Genomic DNA, 16,068 nt, shown 5'->3' with positions numbered 1-16,068 from the left:
ATGCCGGGCATTGTTCCACAGCCCGGCAAGGGGGGCCACCGCCCCCGGGGACATTCCCGTGTCAGCGAATGTGTCTGCCGGTGCTCAGACCGGGTGCCACTGCGCCCACAAAGCCGCCAGAGCCTCGTGCAGCGGTGCGAGGGTGTCCTTGTCGTTGGAGATCACCACGTCGGCCGCCGCCAGGCGCAGGCTGCGGGGCGCCTGCTGGGCCATGATGGCCCGCACCGCCTCGTCACTCAGCCCTGAACGCTGCATCACGCGGGCCACCTGCCGTTCAGGGGTGCAATCGACGACGAGGACCTGGTCCACCCGTGTGCGCCACAGGCGCGATTCCACGAGCAGCGGCACGTCGAACACCACCATCTGCCCCGGCGTCGCCTGCGCCGCACGTCGAGCGGCTTCCTGGCCGATCAGGGGATGGAGGAGGGCTTCGAGCCGACGTTTGGCGTCGGGGTCGCCGAAGACGAGTTCACGCATCTTCTGGCGGTCCAAGGCCCCGTCTGGGCCGATGGCCTGGTCGCCGAAGGCTCGACGCAGCGGTTCGATGGCCCCGCCACCGGCCTGGGTGAGTTCGCGCGAGATGGCATCGGTGTCGACCAGGTGAGCGCCCTGCGCCGCCAGCCAGGCTGACACCGTGCTCTTGCCGCTGCCAATGCCGCCGGTCAGGCCGAGTCGGCCTGGGCGAGGCAGGGTCCTGCCGCGCATGTCGTCAATACCAGCCGATCCAGCCCAGCACGGTGTCCACGCCCACGAAGTAGACGAAGACGCCGGCACCGGCCAGGAAGGGGCCGAAGGGCACATAGCGGCCTTCGCGCAGGCTGCTGACCATCTTCATGCCGATGCCCACGATGGCTCCGATCACCGAGGCGATGAGGGCAATGGGCAGCAGGGTGTTCCAGCCCAGCCAGGCGCCCAGGGCGGCCAGCAACTTGAAGTCTCCGAAGCCCATGCCTTCCTTGCCCGTGGTGAGCTTGAAGAGCCAGTAGACCGACCACAACGACAGGTAGCCGCCCACGGCGCCCCACAGGGCGGTGGGCAGGGGAATCGTCCAGCCCAGCGCCGCGGCGATCAGCCCGCCCCACAGCAAAGGCTGCGTGAGCTGGTCGGGCAGCAGGGTCGTGTCCCAGTCGATGAAGGTCAGGGCGACCAGCGTGGCCATCACGGCACACCAGGCCAGAGCCACGGGCTCGGGGCCGACCTTCCAGCCCACGCCCGCAAAGAGCGCGGCGGTCAGAACCTCCACGCCGGGATAGCGTGCCGAAATGGGGGTCTTGCACGCTGAGCAGCGGGCGCGCAGCGCGATCCAGCTGATCACCGGGATGTTCTCGTACCAGCGGATCAAGTGCCCGCACTGGGGGCAGCGCGACCGTGGGCGGACCAGAGACAGTGGTGACCCCTCGTCGGGCAGGGCCACTTCGAGCAGTTCAGCACTGTCGCGCCGCCACTGCCGCTCGAGCATGAGCGGCAGGCGGTGGATGACCACATTGAGAAAACTGCCCACACACAGGCCGAGAATTCCCAGGGCGGCCGGCGAGAGCCACCAGGCAAGCACGTCAGGAGACATCGAGACGACGGCTGTTGTGCGTCAGACCACCTGACCCAGTTTGAAGATCGGCAGGTACATCGACACCACGATGCCGCCGATCAGGGTGCCCAGCACGACGATGATCACCGGCTCCATCAGGCTGGACAGCCCCTTGACGGCTTCGTCCACCTCGTCCTCGAAGAACTCGGCGGCCTTGTTCAGCATGTGGTCGAGCGAGCCCGACTCCTCGCCGATCGCGCACATCTGCAGCACCATCACCGGAAAGATGCCGGTGGACTGCATGGAGGCCGTGAGGCTCGTGCCGGTGGAGACATCCTTCTGGATCTTCTCGGTGGCTTCGGCGAAGACGGCATTGCCCGAGGCCCCGCCGACGGAATCGAGCGCTTCCACCAGCGGCACGCCCGCGGCGAACATGGTTGCCAGGGTGCGTGTCCAGCGGGCCACCGCCGATTTGTAGACCAACTGCCCAAACACGGGTACCTTGAGCAGCAGGCGGTCCATGGTCTTTTGCATCTTCTCCGATCGCTTCCACGATTCGAAGAAGAAGTAGGTCCCGCCGATGACCACACCGAAGATGATGTACCAATAGGACACGAACACATCGGATATGGCCATCACCAGCAGCGTGGGCGCTGGCAGATCGGCGCCAAAGGACGTGAAGATGTCCTTGAAGGCCGGGATCACGAAGATCATGATGATGGCCACCACCACGAAGGCCACCACCAGCACGGCCACCGGATAGATCAGGGCCGACTTGATCTTGGCTTTGATGGCCTCGGTCTTCTCCTTGTAGGTCGCCAGCCGCTCCAGCAGGGTTTCGAGGATACCGCCGGCCTCGCCGGCTTCGACCAGGTTGCAGTAGAGCGCATCGAAGTACAAGGGATGCTTGCGCAGGGCCGCCGACAGGCTGGTGCCGGTTTCGACATCCATGCGGATTTCGTTCAGCAGCTTGGTCAGGCGTGGGTTGGTGCTGCCGCGGCCCACGATGTCGAAGGACTGCAGCAAGGGCACGCCGGCACGCATCATCGTGGCCAGCTGGCGCGTGAAGATGGCGATGTCCTTGGGCTTGATGGCCTTGCCGCCGCTCATGCGGCGCTTCTTCACCTTCGTGACCAGCACCCCCTGGCGGCGCAGGCTGGCGCTGACCATGGCTTCGCCGCCGGCGCGCATCTCGCCGCGCACGGCCTTGCCGTTGCGGTCCTTGCCTTCCCATTCGAAGACAAATTCCTGGCCCTTTTTTGCTGCTGCTGCGACTGCCATAGTCCCTCCAGGGCCTGAACCCTGTTCCAAAACTTATTCGTTCGTAACCGAAATGACCTCGTCCAGCGTGGTCACCCCGAGCTTCACTTTGTGCAGGCCGGCCTGACGCAGATCCCGCACGCCTTCCTTCTGCGCCTGTGCCGCGATGTCCATCGCCGACCCGTCAGCCAGGATGATGCGCTGAATCTCTTCCGTGATGGGCATCACTTGGTAAATGCCGACACGCCCTTTGTAGCCGTTGTTACAACTTGAGCACCCCACGGCCCGGTAAGGCTTCCAGCTGTTGTCGAGCTCCGTCTCCTTGAAGCCCGCCTTGAGCATGGCTTCACGCGGATAGGTGGCGGGTTGCTTGCAGTTTTCGCACAGGCGCCGCGCCAGACGCTGGGCTGTGATCAAAATCACGCTGGAGGCGATGTTGAAAGGCGCCACCCCCATGTTGCGCAGGCGCGTCAGTGTGGTGGGGGCGTCGTTGGTGTGCAGCGTGGACATCACCATGTGGCCGGTCTGGGCGGCCTTGATCGCGATGTCGGCGGTTTCCAGGTCGCGGATCTCACCGACCATGATCACATCCGGATCCTGGCGCAGGAAGGCCTTCAAGGCCGAGGCGAAGGTCAGCCCGGCCTTGTCGTTGACGTTGACCTGGTTGATGCCCGGCAGGTTGATTTCCGCCGGATCTTCCACCGTCGAAATGTTCACCCCGGGCTGGTTCAGGATGTTCAGGCAGGTGTAGAGCGACACGGTCTTGCCGCTGCCGGTCGGGCCGGTGACGAGCACCATGCCGTAAGGCCGCTGGATCGCGGCCATCAGGCGGTCTTTCTCGGCTTTCTCGTAGCCCAGGGCCTCGATGCCCAGTTTGGCGCTGGACGGGTCGAGGATACGGATCACGATCTTCTCGCCGAAGAGCGTGGGCAGGGTGCTGACCCGGAAGTCAATGGCCTTGTTGCCGAACTTCAGCTTCATGCGCCCGTCCTGGGGCACACGCTTTTCGGCGATGTCCAGGCGCGAGATCACCTTGATGCGCGAGGCGAGCTTGTCCTTGATGGCGATGGGCGGCTGGGTGATCTCGCGCAACTCGCCATCCACGCGGAAGCGCACCCGGTAGTTCAGTTCGTAGGGTTCGAAGTGCAGGTCGGACGCGCGCATGTTGATGGCGTCGATCAGCATCTTCTGCAAGAAGCGCACGACCGGGGCGTCTTCGACGTCGGCGGTGACGTCGGCGCTTTCCTGGGCGGCGGTGTCTTCCTCGGAGACGTCGAACTCAAAGTCGCCCCCGACGATGTTCTCGAGGGCTTCGCTCGCGGAGGCGCCAATGCCCTCGAGCACTTTGAGCAGTTTGTCGTGCTCGACCAGCACCCATTCCGGGGTGAGCTGGGTGGCGAACTTGATGCGCTCCAGCGCTTCCTGGTCGGTCGGATCGGCGCCGGCAATGAAAAGGCGGCTGCCCCGCTTGCCCAGCGGGACGACCTGGTACTGCGCCGACAGCTTGGCGTCGATCACGCCTTTGGGCAGGCGCTGGGCATCCACCGCCGACAGATCGAGCAGCGGCAGCGAAAAGGCGGTGCACAGGGTGTGGGCCAGATCCGAGGGAGACACAGCGCCGGCGGCAATCACCGCGGAGATGAAGCTGCTGCGCTTTTCCTTGGCCTGCTTGGCCAGATCCTCGGCGGTTTTGGCGTTGAGCTTGCCGGCATTGACCAGCACGCGCGCCACGCCGGACAGCGTGGTATTCGGGGCCTCAGCCAGGGTATCCATGCAAGTGGGGCAGATCGTTCGGGAAAGTGAGTGGTTGCACAGCGCTTGAGGCGTTGCGCAAGGCCGGCGAATGATCGCTGATCCGATTCACACTGTAAACCTTGCAAGCCCGTGCACCTAGGCTCGCCGTCCCGGGTTCATGGTGAACAAATGCACGTGCCGGCTCGAAACATGCGCGTTGCCGCAGCCCGGAGGCAGGCGGGGCAAGGGCGCCGATTTATCAATCCTATCGGATAGTGAATCGAAAATTTCAGATTCACAGATAGCGATGGCCAGCCCAGACTGTGGGTCGTTTCACTTGGCATGCACGGAATCCCTCAGATGACGCTCTTCAAGACAGATCGCCCTCCCCACCCATCGTCTTCGCAAGCCGTGGTGGTGGGCGGGGGCACCATGGGTGCCGACGTGGCCGTCGTCCTGTTGCGAGGGGGGTGTGCGACCCTGATCGTGGAGCCTTCGTCGGCACGCCGCGAGCGTCTGGCGGAGCTGGTCGGCGCCGGGCTGCGCCAGTTCGGCCGTGAGGCCCACATCGATCGCTTGCGCGTGGTGGCCTCTCTTGATGACATTCACTGGCCCGGTGTCGATCTCGTCATCGAATGCATCCCCGAGGAGCTCGCGCCCAAACAGGCGCTCTTTGCCGACCTGGTGGCGCGTGCGCGCCCCGACGCGTTGTTGACGAGCAACAGTTCGAGCTTTCCGATCTCGGCCATCGGCGAGGGCCTGCCCACCCCTGAGCGGCTGCTGGGCCTGCACTTCTTCATGCCCGCGCACCTGGTGCCTCTGGTCGAGGTGGTGATGGCCGAACGCAGCGGCCTGGCCCAGGCCGAGGCCCTCCAGACCTTCATGCGTGCCTGCGCGATGGTGCCGGTGCTGGTGCGCAAGGACCTGCCAGGCTTCCTGGCCAACCGGCTGCAGCATGCGCTGGCCCGCGAGGCCTTCGCGCTCATCGACGCGGGCATCGCCAGTCCCGAGGACGTGGATGCTGCTGTGCGCTTCGGCTTCGGCTTCCGCTTCCTGGCGGCCGGCCCGGTGCTGCAGCGCGACCACGCGGGCCTGGACGTGCACTGTGCCGCGGCGGCCACGATGTATCCCTCGCTGGCAGCGAACACCGAGCCGGCACGCGCCCTGTCCGAGCGCGTGGCCGCCGGTCAGCTGGGCATGAAGACCGGCCAGGGCTTTTTCCCCTGGACGCCCGAGGCCATCGCCGCCGAGCGCGAGCGCTACGACCGCCTGCTGCTGGCCGGCCTGCGGCTGCTGGCGGACGAACTGCCGCCCCTGGATGCCGGTGCACCACCCTCCTGAAGGACTTTGCCATGACCCCCTCGATCGCAACCGAGCCCCTCATCGTCACCGTGGCCCCGAATGGGGCCTACAAGACCCACGAACAGCACCCCGCGGTGCCACTGACCGCGGCGTCCCTCGCCGACACGGCCAAGGCCTGCCTGCAGGCGGGTGCCGCGATGCTGCACATGCATGTGCGCCGCCCGGACGGGCGTCACCTCCTGGATGCCCAGGCCTACCGGGACGCCACCGAGGCGGTGCGCAAAGCGGTGGGCTCGCAGCTGGTGGTGCAGATCACCACCGAGGCCGCCAAGATCTATGAGCCGGCTGCCCAGATGGCCGTGGTGCGGGAGGTGGTGCCCGAGGCCGTGTCGGTGGGCCTGCGCGAACTGCATGTGCCGGGCGTGAGCGAGGTCGAGCTGGGCCGCTTCTTCCAGTGGCTGGTCGAACAGCACGTGATGACGCAGGTGATCCTCTATGACGAGGCCGATGTGCGCGACTGGCAGGACCTGCGCCGACGCGGCGTCATCCCCGAGGGGCCGTGGTTCCTGCTCTTCGTGCTGGGACGCTACAGCGCCGGCCAGACCTCCTCGCCCAGCGACCTCCTGCCTTTCCTGCAGGCCCACGACGGGGTGCACCCCTGGGCCATGTGCGCCTTCGGCGCCCAGGAGCACGCCTGCGCGCTGGCAGCTGCCGCGCTGGGTGGGCATGTGCGGGTGGGCTTCGAGAACAACCTGCTGCTGCGCGACGGCCGGGTCGCACCCGACAACGCGGCACTCGTCGCCCAGGTGGCGCAGGGCGCCCACGTGCTGGGTCGCCCGCTCGCCACGGCCGATCAGGTCCGCGCGCGCTTCGGGCGCGGCTGACGGGCCGGTTCAGCCCAGGGTGTCCGGATGGGCCTGCAGGTAGGCGTCGCGCGAAGGCAGGAGATGGCGACGGCACAGGCTAACGAGGGTGTCACGGTCGCCATCACGCAGGGCGTGGATCATCTGCCAGTGCTCGCCCCGCGCGCGTTCGCGGTAATCGGGCGAGACCAGGGTGCTGAAGCGGATGGCGTGCGTGCGCCGCGCGTACTCTTCGATGGCCTGGGTCAGCACCTCGTTGCCGGCCAGCGAGAAAAGCCGCTGGTGGAAGTCGAGGTTGGCGCGGAACACGGCGCGCGGATCACCCGCTCTCACGGCGGCGTCGTGGCGTTCCTGGATGTCGATGAGGGGCTGCAGCGCCAGCGCGTCCAGTGGCAGCGGGATGCGGCGTGCGGCCTCGGTCTCGAGGAGCTCTCGCATCTCGTACAGCTCGATCACCCCGCGACGGCTGAAGGCGCGCACGAAGGCGCCGATGTTGCGCCGCCGCTCCACCAGTCCCATCTGCTCCAGCCGGGCCAGCGCGTCGCGCACCACATGGCGCTTGGCGCCGAACCGCTCGATCAGGTCGTCTTCCACCAGGCGCTCGCGCGGCAGCAGGCGGGCCATCACGATGTCCTCCTCCAGCACCGCAACCAAGGTCGCGAGCGTGGGCTCCGGCCGTGCGGCGAGGCCGTCGTGGGGCAGAACTGCGATGTGGACGGACATGGCGGTGGTTCAGCGGGGTCGGGGCACACGTCCCCGGGTCTCGGTGGCGCGCAGGAAATCGAAGTCGGCGCCCTGGTCGGCCTGGGTCACCGTGCGCAGGAAGAGCTGGCGGTAGCCTCGCTCGGCCTGGGGTTCCACCACCGGCTGCTCGGTGCGGCGGCGTGCGAGCTCGTCGTCCGACACCTGCCAATCGATGCGGCGCTCGGCCACCGACAGGCGGATGCGGTCGCCGCTGCGAACCCAGGCCAGCGGCCCACCGACGGCGGCCTCCGGCGTCACATGGAGCACGATGGTACCGAAGGCCGTGCCGCTCATGCGTCCGTCGGAGATGCGCACCATGTCCTTCACGCCCGCGCGCGCCAGCTTGGCGGGGATGGGCAGGTAGCCCGCCTCGGGCATGGCCGCGCCCTTGGGGCCGATGTGCTTGAGCACCAGGATGTCGTTCGCGTTCACATCCAGCGCCGGGTCGTCGATGCGCGCGGCCAGGTCGGCGGCGTTCTCGAACACCACGGCGCGGCCCTCATGTTCCATCAGTTGCGGGTTGGCGGCCGACTGCTTGATGATGGCTCCGCCCGGCGCCAGGTTGCCCCACAGCACGGCGATGCCGCCTTGCGGATACAGGGGCTGGCTCAGCGGGCGCACCACGTCCTGCGCAAAGCCCGGGCCGGCGGCCTCGATCTCTTCGCCCAGGGTGCGGCCGGTCACGGTCATCGCGCCCAGGTGCAGCAGGGGCTTGAGCTCGCGCAGCAGCGTGGCCATGCCGCCGGCGCGGTGGAAGTCTTCCATGTAGTGGTCGCCCGAGGGCTTGAGGTCGAGCAGCACCGGTGTCTCGCGGCTCATGCGGTCCAGGGCCTGCAGGTCGATCTCGTAGCCCATGCGGCCGGCTATGGCCGTGAGGTGCACGATGGCATTGGTCGAGCCCCCCATGGCCAGCAGCACGCGCATCGCGTTCTCGAAGGCCTCGGGCGTGAGGATCTGGTCGATGCGCCGGCCAGCGCGCGCCATCTCGACCGCCACCACGCCGCTGTGCTCGGCCACGCGGATGCGGTCGGCGGTGACGGCCGGCGGCGAGGCGGCCCCCGGCACGGACATCCCCAGCGCTTCGGTCAGGCACGCCATGGTGCTGGCCGTGCCGGCCACCGAGCAGGTGCCCACGCTGGGCACCAGGTGGTCGTTGACCTCGGCCACCTCGTCGGCGTCGATCTCCTGCGCGCGGAACTTGCCCCAGTAGCGGCGGCAGTCGGTGCAGGCGCCCACACGTTCGCTGCGGTGCGAGCCGGTCAGCATCGAGCCGGTCACCAGCTGGAGGGCCGGCAGGTTCACCGAGGCCGCGCCCATCAGTTGTGCCGGCACGGTCTTGTCGCAGCCGCCGATCAGCACCACCGCGTCCATCGGCTGCGCACGGATCATCTCCTCGGTGTCCATCGACATCAGGTTGCGCAGGTACATGCTGGTGGGCTGCGAGAAGCTCTCGTGCAGCGAGATGGTCGGGAAGTCCATGGGCAGCCCACCGGCCAGCATCACACCGCGCTTCACGGCCTCGATGAGCTGAGGCATGTTGCCGTGGCAGGGGTTGAAGGCGCTGCCGGTGTTCACGATGCCGATCACCGGGCGCGCCAGCGTCGCGTCGGTGTAGCCCGCGCCCTTGATGAAGGCCTTGCGCAGGAAGAGCGAAAAGCCCCGGTCCCCGTAATTGGTCAGCCCCTTGGACAGCCCCTGGGGAGATTGTGTGGCGGATTCGGGCTTCGGCTTGGATGGCGAGGACATGCGGACTCCGTTTGATTATCAATAATATTATTGACGATATGCCGACGCTTGCCTAGACTGACCCTTCAACCGGCCCGTGAATGGCCCCGAAACACAGTGGATCCATCCCGGATCCACTGCCAACCCAGGAGACATCTGTGACCCAAGGAAGTACCCCCACCCGTGCGCGCCGCGCCTTGTTGACCAGCCTCGGCCTGTGTGGCGCCCTTGTGCTGGCGCCCGCGGCCTGGGCCCAGGCCCAGGCCCAGGGCTACCCGGACAAGCCGGTGCGCCTGGTCGTGCCCTATCCGCCCGGAGGTGCCACCGACGTGATCGGCCGCGTGCTCGCCCAGCAGCTCAGCGAGAAGCTCGGCCAGCAGTTCATCGTCGACAACCGTGCTGGCGCCGGCGGCAGCCTCGGTGCCGGGCAGGTGGGCAAGTCGCCGGCCGACGGCTACACGCTGCTGATGGGGGCCTTCACGAGCCACTCCATCAATGCGGCCCTGCAGCCCCGCACGGTGCCCTTCGACATCGAGAAGAGCTTCTCGATGGTGTCCATCGTCGGCACCGTGCCGCTGGTCTTTGTCGTGAACCCCGAGGTGAAGGCCAACACCCTGGGCGAACTGATTGCCCTGGCCAAGGCCAAGCCCGGCTCGCTGGCGTTCGCCTCGGCCGGCAATGGCTCGCCCCAGCACCTGTCCACCGAGATGTTCAAGCGCATGGCGGGCGTGGACGTGCTGCACGTGCCCTACAAGGGCAGTGGCCCGGCCATGACCGACCTGATCGGGGGCCAGGTGCAGGCGATGATCGAGACCGCACCGGCGGCCCAGGGGCATGTGAAGGCCGGCAAGCTGCGTGCGCTGGCCACGACCACGACTGAGGCCGTGGCATCCCTGCCAGGCGTGCCCACGGCGGCCTCGGCCGGGCTGCCCGGCTTCACCGTGAGCTCGATGTTCGGCATCGCCGCGCCCGCGGGCACGCCGGCCGACATCGTCAACAAGCTCAACGCCGCGCTGAAGGACATCCTGGCCCGTGCGGACGTGAAGGATCAGTTGCTGGCCCAGGGCGCCATCGCCACCCACACCTCGCCTGCGGATGCCGCCAAGGCGGTCTCGGCCGAGTTCGCGAAGTGGGCCAAGGTGATCAAGGACGGCAACATCGTCGTCGAGTGAGCCGGATCGGCTCTTGAAGGGGCGCCGACACGGCGCCCCTTTTTCATTCGAACTCGATCTCCTCGGCCTGCAGGACGCCGTTGCGCAGCGTTCCCTTGACCTCCAGCCGCAGGCCATTGCCGAGCTCGCCGGCCGACCCGCCATCGAACTCGGTCTGGTCGTCGTAGACGACGCCCACACGCTGGCCGGCATCGGTGGTGAGCGTGAAGCGGCGCAAGCCCGCATCGAAGCCGGACACCGCGCCTTCCCACTCGCTGCGGCGCTCCTCCAGCTCGTCGTCGCTCTTGAGCTCCACCTCGCTGGCCTGCAAGGCGCCGTCGCGCCAACGCCCTTCCACTTCGACATAGCTGCCCTCGACCAGACCGGGTACCGTCGCGGCGGCCACGACGGGAAGGCCGTCCACGCTGAAGCGGTTGGCGTCGACCACGGCCGTCACCCGGCCCTCGATCTCCAGCTCGCGCCCTTCCTCGAAGCCCTGGCGCTCGATGCGTGCCCAGGCAACCACCTCCCAGGCGGGGTCGGGTTCGGCCGTCGCCACCCGCAGGCGCACGAAGTCGCCGACCGCCGGACGCCCGGCCACCGCGCTGAAATCGAAGAGTTCGTCGCCGAGTTGCACCACGTCGCCTTCGACGCCCCGCACGAAACCGCGCGCCTTGTAGAAGGCGGCGCCGTCGGCTGAGGCCACGAAGGTGGCGACGAATTCCGGCACGACGCTGGAGCGGTCCACGTAGCCCCAGATTTCCACCTCCTGCTCGCGCAACTGGCCGGACTCGCGGATCTGTTCGCGCAGGACCTCGTCGAACACCGTGGCGCCGTTGAAGCGCACCGGCAGGCCCAGCACGCGCAGCCGGCGCTGCAGCCACTGCACGTCGGTCACCGGGCCGCGCAGCGAGCCCGCCAGCACGAGGCGCTCGGCCACCGCCCGTCGCACGCCGGCCGCATCGGTCCGGATCGGTCCGGCTTCCACGGCGATCACCATGCCCGGTTGCAGTGCGCTCAGCAGCGGTGGGTCCTCGCCGTCCTCCCACTGCACCGAGGCGACACCGCGGGTGTCGAAGCGGATCCCGGAAACGTGCACCGAGCCGAAGCCGGAGATGGGGCCCGAGGCAAAGGACCCGGTGCCACCTTCGCCCACACCGCCGCCACCCCCGCAGGAGACAAGGAAGGCCGCCAGCGCGAGGGCCGAGAGCAGGGTGCGCCACAGGCTCGGCCCGGGGGCGCGCATCTTGGAGTTCATGACGAGTTTCTCCCGTTGGCGTCCTTGCGCGGACGCCCTCGCGGACGTTTGGCTGGCTCGGGCGCCGGCGAGGGGGCCGGGGTCTCGACCAGGTCATAGGTGTACAGGCCGATGCGAACGCGGTGCGCCTGGGCCTGGCCAGCCGCACGGTCGGCCTCGATCAGGTCGTGCAGCGCCGGCACCAGTGCCTGGCGCAGGGCCTGCCACTGCGTCTTCACCAGGGCCTGGAAGGCGGGCATCGATGCGTCGGACAGCCCGTCGGCAAAGAGGGCCTGCTCGAAATGCTGGGTGCCGTCGCCCAGCAGGTTGGCCACTGCACCCGAGAGATGGTCGCCCACGTTGTCGGCGAGGAAGCGGGCCATCCGCACGGCGTCGCCGCGCGGCACGAAAGCCTCACGCGCCAGGGTGACGGTGTCCTCGGCGTCATCCACACGGGCCATGTCCAGGCGCACCAGTTCCTCCAGCAGGCTGCGCGGGTGCACGTCCCGCGTGACCGAATGGGCCAGCGACTCGAAACTGGGCTGAGGCCCCAGGCGCGGCAGCACCCGCGGGCGGCCCGATGCATCGCGGTATTCGGGGGCCGTCATCCAGCGCGCAAACACCTCGCTGGCCGGCGAACGGGGCGGCCCCGGACGCTCGGGCGCCTGCACGATGCGCGTCACCTCGCGGCGCGACAGCCCGGTGGTCGTGCTGATGCGGCTGACCCGACGGTGGTCGGGCAGGTCCGGGTGGGCGGCGTGGGCGGCCCGCACGAAGGCCGACTTGGCCAGGTCCTCGAAGGCCGCGTAGGGGACACCACGCGCCACAGCGAGCCGCGCGAGGGGCTCCAGCACCGAAGACAGCGCGTCCAGCAGGGCTTGCTGCTCGGGCGTGATGTCGGCGGGGGTGGACGGGTCGTGGGTCATGGCGGCACGGGGCTGCCTCGATTCTGATGCAAATGGGCGGGATGCCCTTTTCGGCATCCCGCCCCGGGGGCCCCGTTGCTCAGTCTTCGAATTCCACCCGGGCCGCCTGCAGCACGCCGCCGAGCACGAACCGTCCGCGCACTTCGACCTCGGCACCCGGGACCAGGTCGGCCCGGGTGCCGTCCTCGTAGCGCAGGACGTTGCGGTAGGAGACCGAGATCTCGCCATGCACCTCGTGACGCAGCACGAAGGTCTCTGCGCTGGTGTCGACCGACACGATCGTGCCGTGCAGCTCGTTGCGCTCCAGGCTGTCGTCATCGTCTTCGCGCTCGACCACCGCGGCCCTCATCACGCCAGCTTCGATCTGGCCCTCGACCTCCACCTCGTCGCCGCAGGTGACGAAGCCGTCGCGGAAGACGGCCGTGCTGGCGTCCACGGGAATGCCGTTGACGCTGAACGACGTGTTCGAGGTGCAGGTGTCCACCACGCCCTCGATCTCGGACTCCACCCGATCCGGCGCGGGGCGGCGCACGCCATGCTTCACGCGCACCGCCACCCACTGGCCGGACGCATTCTGCTCGGTGAGCAGGCGCACGCGGACCCGCAAGCCGTCGGCGAGGTTGGCGGGCAGATCGGTCACGCCGCTGTAGTCGATCGTTTCCGTCCCCAGCCGGAAGGTGCGTGCCGTGGTGTCCAGTTCGCTGACGATGCCACGCAGCTTGTAGTGATCGGCATCGTCCTCGGCTTCCACCCGGGTGGCGACATAGCGGCTGGTGGCCGCGTTGAAGTAGCCGTGCACCTCCACCACGTCTCCCGGGGCCAGGCTGGCCAGCCCGGCCGGCAGGTCCTCGAACTGGGTGGCAGGGCGCACTTCGATGGTCTGGCCGAACAGCACGAAGGTGCTGGCGCCCGCATCGACCGAGCTCACCGGGCCGACGAATTCATTCGCCCAGCGCACGCGCAGCGCACGGCCCACGCCACGATCGCGGTCGACCTCGCTGGCCTCCACCTCGACCCACATGCCGATCTTCAAGTCGTCGCGCAGGCCTTCACGGTCGTCATCGTCGACGACGACGGCATGGCGATCGTCGAAGCGCACCCCATTGACGATGATCGACCCGTACCCGGTGATCTGGCCCTGGGTGTAAGAGGTGGGCGTCTCCGAAGGGGCGCCACCGCCTCCGCCGCAGGCCGCCAGCAGGACCGAAGCAGCGATCGGGATGCCGTAACGCAGGCGCGCAAGGCGCTGGGAAAGGGCTTTCAGCATGGAAGTCTCCTGGCCGTGACATGAAGAAGCGGCTCACGGGATGCCGCGGTAATTCCATAATAAATGTGCTACAAGCACATTTCAAGTGATTTTTTGTGACGGCCGGGCAAACGCGCGCGAGGGCTGTCTACACTGGCGCCGTGGACTTCAATCTCTCCGCCAAAGACCTGCGGGCCTTCCTGGCCGTGGCACGCACCTGCAGCTTCAGCCAGGCCGCTCAGCAGGTGCACCTGTCCCAATCGGCGTTATCGACGCTGATCCAGCGGCTGGAGGATGGGGTGGGCGCGCGGCTGTTCGAGCGCACGACGCGATCCGTGGGGCTCACGGCGGCCGGCGAGGCCTTTGCCGAGCGGGCGCAGCGGCTGCTCGGCGAGATCGAACACACCCTGGCCGACGTGCGCGATGTCGTCAGTCTGCGCCGGGGCCAGGTCGCCGTGGCGGCACTGCCGTCACTGGCGGCAGGGGTGGTGCCGCGGCTCTTCCAGGCCTTTCAGGCGCGATACCCGGCGATCCGCCTGCACCTCATCGACACGCTGTCGGGGCCGGCCTTCGATCTGGTGCGACAAGGACGTGTGGACTTCGCCCTCACGGCGGCCGACCCGGCCCACGAGGACCTGCTCTATGAACCGCTCACGGCCGACGCCTTCGTGCTGCTGTGTCCGACCTCCCACCCGCTCGCACGCCGCCGCTCTCGCCTGGGCTTCACCGACACCCTGGTGTGGCCGCATGTGTCGATGCCTCGCACGGCCAGCGTGCGTCAGTATCTGGACGCGGCTGCGCTCGAAAAGGGGGTGAGCTTCCTGCCGCGCTATGAGGTGGACCACATCGCCACGATCGGGGCCATGGTGGCCTGCGGTCTGGGTGTCACGGCCTTGCCGTCGATGGCGGCCGAACTCATCGCCCACCATGGCCTGGCCGTGCGCGAACTGAGACCTCCCACCATCCGGCGATCGCTGGGGCTGGTGCGCCCGCGCGGCGGCGAGCTCTCGCCAGCGGCCCTGGCCTTGTGCGACATGGCGCGCGACAGCCTCGGGACGCAAATGCAGACCCGCTGACAGCGGCAAGGCGTGGTGGAGAAGAAGGAAGGAAACCTGGTCGGGGTGAGAGGATTCGAACCTCCGGCCTCTACGTCCCGAACGTAGCGCTCTACCAGGCTAAGCTACACCCCGAGGGTCACAGAAAGTGACTGTCATGATGGCTGCCATCATGACCGCCTGATGGATGATCCGGTCAAGCCGACCGGTCCACCGAGCGAACGCAAAATTCTAGCAGAGCTTCGCGGTACGGGGAAGCAGGCAGGTGTTCCAGGCATTGGCGGGCAATGCCGGCCTCGGCACGGGCGGCCTCGCGGGTGGCTTCCAGCGCGCCGGTGCGACGCACGATGGCGATGATCTCGTCCAGTCGTTCCTGTTCGCCGTGCTCGATGGCGTGGCGGATGAGCTGCCGCTCGTCGGTGCTGGCGCGTTCCATGGCGATGAGCAGCGGCATCGTGGGCTTGCCTTCGCGCAGGTCGTCGCCGACGTTCTTGCCCAGCGCGTCGGTGGAGCCTTCGTAGTCGAGCAGGTCATCGATCAGCTGGAAGGCCGTGCCCAGGTGGCGGCCATAGTCGGCGCTAGCCTGCTCGACCGTTGCGGGTGCGTTGGCCAGCACGGCACCCAGTCGGGCACTGGCTTCGAAGAGTTTGGCGGTCTTGTAGCGGATGACACGCAGATAGGCCTCGATGTCCGTGTCGGGGTCGTGCATGTTCATGAGCTGCAGGACCTCCCCTTCGGCAATGATGTTCGTCGCTTCCGCGAGCACATCGAGCACGCGCATGCGGTCGATGGAGACCATCATCTGGAAGGCGCGCGAGTAGAGGAAGTCGCCCACCAGCACGCTGGCAGCGTTGCCGAACACCGCATTGGCCGTGTCGCGGCCGCGGCGCAACTGCGATTCATCGACGACATCGTCGTGCAGCAGCGTGGCCGTGTGGATGAACTCGACCACCGCGGCCAGTTCGTGCCGCTGCGGGCCCTCGAAGCCCAGGGCCCGGGCAAAGAGGATCACGAGCTGGGGGCGGATGCGCTTGCCGCCTGCGCTGACGATGTAGTGCGAGATCTGGTTGATCAGCGCCACCTCAGAGGCCAGGCGTCGCCGGATGACGGCATCGACCTCGGCCATTTCGGCGGCCAGCAGCTGGGGGAGGGCGGCAGAGGAGGGAGCGGCGGACACGCGAGAGGCCCAGGGACGTGAATCCGGGGATTATAGGGAGGCGTGCTGACCTCCCGCGTGGGGCCAGGCGGGCTCGCAGGCCGGGACGCCGCGACGTGCTATACTTTTGGGCTCGGTCAATTT

Annotated in this window: 14 protein-coding genes and 1 tRNA gene; 4 read left to right on the top strand and 11 right to left on the bottom strand. The window is 67.9% G+C overall.

Annotated features, from left to right (window positions below):
• Positions 1–84 precede the first annotated feature (84 nt).
• The 4 genes from coaE to pilB are packed head-to-tail and all read right to left on the bottom strand — an operon-like array spanning position 85 to position 4,558.
• On the bottom strand, positions 85–705 hold the full coding sequence (gene coaE / locus C1704_RS12825) for a dephospho-CoA kinase (protein ID WP_104303122.1): 621 nt from the start codon (positions 703–705) through the stop codon (positions 85–87).
• Between the two features lie 4 nt (positions 706–709).
• The gene (locus C1704_RS12820; protein WP_104303121.1) at positions 710–1,564 is read right to left on the bottom strand and encodes a prepilin peptidase; all 855 of its coding nucleotides are present in this window, start codon (positions 1,562–1,564) and stop codon (positions 710–712) included.
• 21 nt (positions 1,565–1,585) lie between these two features.
• Positions 1,586–2,806, bottom strand: coding sequence for a type II secretion system F family protein (locus C1704_RS12815; protein ID WP_104303120.1), 1,221 nt, complete (start codon positions 2,804–2,806; stop codon positions 1,586–1,588).
• Between the two features lie 33 nt (positions 2,807–2,839).
• Positions 2,840–4,558: a type IV-A pilus assembly ATPase PilB gene (gene pilB / locus C1704_RS12810; RefSeq protein ID WP_104303119.1), complete on the bottom strand. Its 1,719-nt coding sequence runs from the start codon at positions 4,556–4,558 to the stop codon at positions 2,840–2,842.
• A 321-nt stretch (positions 4,559–4,879) separates the two neighbouring features.
• Between pilB and C1704_RS12805 the strand changes: the two genes are divergently transcribed.
• Positions 4,880–5,860 carry a 3-hydroxyacyl-CoA dehydrogenase family protein gene (locus tag C1704_RS12805; protein ID WP_104303118.1) on the top strand — a complete coding sequence of 327 codons (981 nt, stop codon included), beginning with the start codon at positions 4,880–4,882 and terminating at the stop codon, positions 5,858–5,860.
• Between the two features lie 11 nt (positions 5,861–5,871).
• On the top strand, positions 5,872–6,705 hold the full coding sequence (locus C1704_RS12800) for a beta-keto acid cleavage family enzyme (protein ID WP_104303117.1): 834 nt from the start codon (positions 5,872–5,874) through the stop codon (positions 6,703–6,705).
• Between the two features lie 9 nt (positions 6,706–6,714).
• On the opposite strand, the gene C1704_RS12795 is transcribed toward C1704_RS12800, so the two are convergent.
• Both C1704_RS12795 and C1704_RS12790 read right to left on the bottom strand, forming a co-directional pair.
• Entirely contained in the window at positions 6,715–7,407 is a 693-nt protein-coding gene (locus C1704_RS12795; protein WP_104303116.1) for a GntR family transcriptional regulator, read from the bottom strand.
• 9 nt (positions 7,408–7,416) lie between these two features.
• Entirely contained in the window at positions 7,417–9,174 is a 1,758-nt protein-coding gene (locus C1704_RS12790; RefSeq protein WP_104303115.1) for an IlvD/Edd family dehydratase, read from the bottom strand.
• A gap of 137 nt (positions 9,175–9,311) precedes the next feature.
• Between C1704_RS12790 and C1704_RS12785 the strand changes: the two genes are divergently transcribed.
• Positions 9,312–10,325, top strand: coding sequence for a tripartite tricarboxylate transporter substrate binding protein (locus C1704_RS12785; RefSeq protein WP_419186802.1), 1,014 nt, complete (start codon positions 9,312–9,314; stop codon positions 10,323–10,325).
• 43 nt (positions 10,326–10,368) lie between these two features.
• Here the strand turns inward: C1704_RS12785 and C1704_RS12780 are convergent, their stop codons facing one another.
• The 3 genes from C1704_RS12780 to C1704_RS12770 all read right to left on the bottom strand — a co-directional run bounded on the left by C1704_RS12780 (position 10,369) and on the right by C1704_RS12770 (position 13,734).
• On the bottom strand, positions 10,369–11,562 hold the full coding sequence (locus C1704_RS12780) for a DUF5666 domain-containing protein (protein WP_104303113.1): 1,194 nt from the start codon (positions 11,560–11,562) through the stop codon (positions 10,369–10,371).
• Positions 11,559–12,467, bottom strand: coding sequence for a DUF6502 family protein (locus C1704_RS12775; RefSeq protein ID WP_211286931.1), 909 nt, complete (start codon positions 12,465–12,467; stop codon positions 11,559–11,561). The genes C1704_RS12780 and C1704_RS12775 overlap by 4 nt, the downstream gene beginning before the upstream one ends.
• 79 nt (positions 12,468–12,546) lie before the next feature.
• On the bottom strand, positions 12,547–13,734 hold the full coding sequence (locus C1704_RS12770; protein WP_104303112.1) for a DUF5666 domain-containing protein: 1,188 nt from the start codon (positions 13,732–13,734) through the stop codon (positions 12,547–12,549).
• Between the two features lie 140 nt (positions 13,735–13,874).
• On the opposite strand from C1704_RS12770, the gene C1704_RS12765 reads away from it, so the two are divergent.
• Positions 13,875–14,789: a LysR family transcriptional regulator gene (locus C1704_RS12765; RefSeq protein ID WP_104303111.1), complete on the top strand. Its 915-nt coding sequence runs from the start codon at positions 13,875–13,877 to the stop codon at positions 14,787–14,789.
• Between the two features lie 37 nt (positions 14,790–14,826).
• On the opposite strand, the gene C1704_RS12760 is transcribed toward C1704_RS12765, so the two are convergent.
• Both C1704_RS12760 and ispB read right to left on the bottom strand, forming a co-directional pair.
• Positions 14,827–14,903, bottom strand: a tRNA-Pro gene (locus tag C1704_RS12760).
• Between the two features lie 61 nt (positions 14,904–14,964).
• Positions 14,965–15,945, bottom strand: coding sequence for an octaprenyl diphosphate synthase (gene ispB / locus C1704_RS12755; RefSeq protein WP_259371319.1), 981 nt, complete (start codon positions 15,943–15,945; stop codon positions 14,965–14,967).
• Positions 15,946–16,068: the final 123 nt, after the last annotated feature.

The organism is Caldimonas caldifontis (assembly GCF_002930615.1).
Classification (GTDB): Bacteria; Pseudomonadota; Gammaproteobacteria; order Burkholderiales; family Burkholderiaceae_C; genus Caldimonas; species Caldimonas caldifontis.
The sequence above is the reverse complement of the archived record's forward strand: the minus strand, read 5'-3'. Positions and strand labels throughout refer to the sequence as shown.

What these genes read in the sequence shown, in the direction of transcription:
- coaE (WP_104303122.1), bottom strand. Translation starts at nt 705, where the DNA reads ATGCGCGGCAGGACCCTGCCTCGCCCAGGCCGACTCGGCCTGACCGGC.
- C1704_RS12820 (WP_104303121.1), bottom strand. Translation starts at nt 1,564, where the DNA reads ATGTCTCCTGACGTGCTTGCCTGGTGGCTCTCGCCGGCCGCCCTGGGA.
- C1704_RS12815 (WP_104303120.1), bottom strand. Translation starts at nt 2,806, where the DNA reads ATGGCAGTCGCAGCAGCAGCAAAAAAGGGCCAGGAATTTGTCTTCGAA.
- pilB (WP_104303119.1), bottom strand. Translation starts at nt 4,558, where the DNA reads ATGGATACCCTGGCTGAGGCCCCGAATACCACGCTGTCCGGCGTGGCG.
- C1704_RS12805 (WP_104303118.1), top strand. Translation starts at nt 4,880, where the DNA reads ATGACGCTCTTCAAGACAGATCGCCCTCCCCACCCATCGTCTTCGCAA.
- C1704_RS12800 (WP_104303117.1), top strand. Translation starts at nt 5,872, where the DNA reads ATGACCCCCTCGATCGCAACCGAGCCCCTCATCGTCACCGTGGCCCCG.
- C1704_RS12795 (WP_104303116.1), bottom strand. Translation starts at nt 7,407, where the DNA reads ATGTCCGTCCACATCGCAGTTCTGCCCCACGACGGCCTCGCCGCACGG.
- C1704_RS12790 (WP_104303115.1), bottom strand. Translation starts at nt 9,174, where the DNA reads ATGTCCTCGCCATCCAAGCCGAAGCCCGAATCCGCCACACAATCTCCC.
- C1704_RS12780 (WP_104303113.1), bottom strand. Translation starts at nt 11,562, where the DNA reads ATGAACTCCAAGATGCGCGCCCCCGGGCCGAGCCTGTGGCGCACCCTG.
- C1704_RS12775 (WP_211286931.1), bottom strand. Translation starts at nt 12,467, where the DNA reads ATGACCCACGACCCGTCCACCCCCGCCGACATCACGCCCGAGCAGCAA.
- C1704_RS12770 (WP_104303112.1), bottom strand. Translation starts at nt 13,734, where the DNA reads ATGCTGAAAGCCCTTTCCCAGCGCCTTGCGCGCCTGCGTTACGGCATC.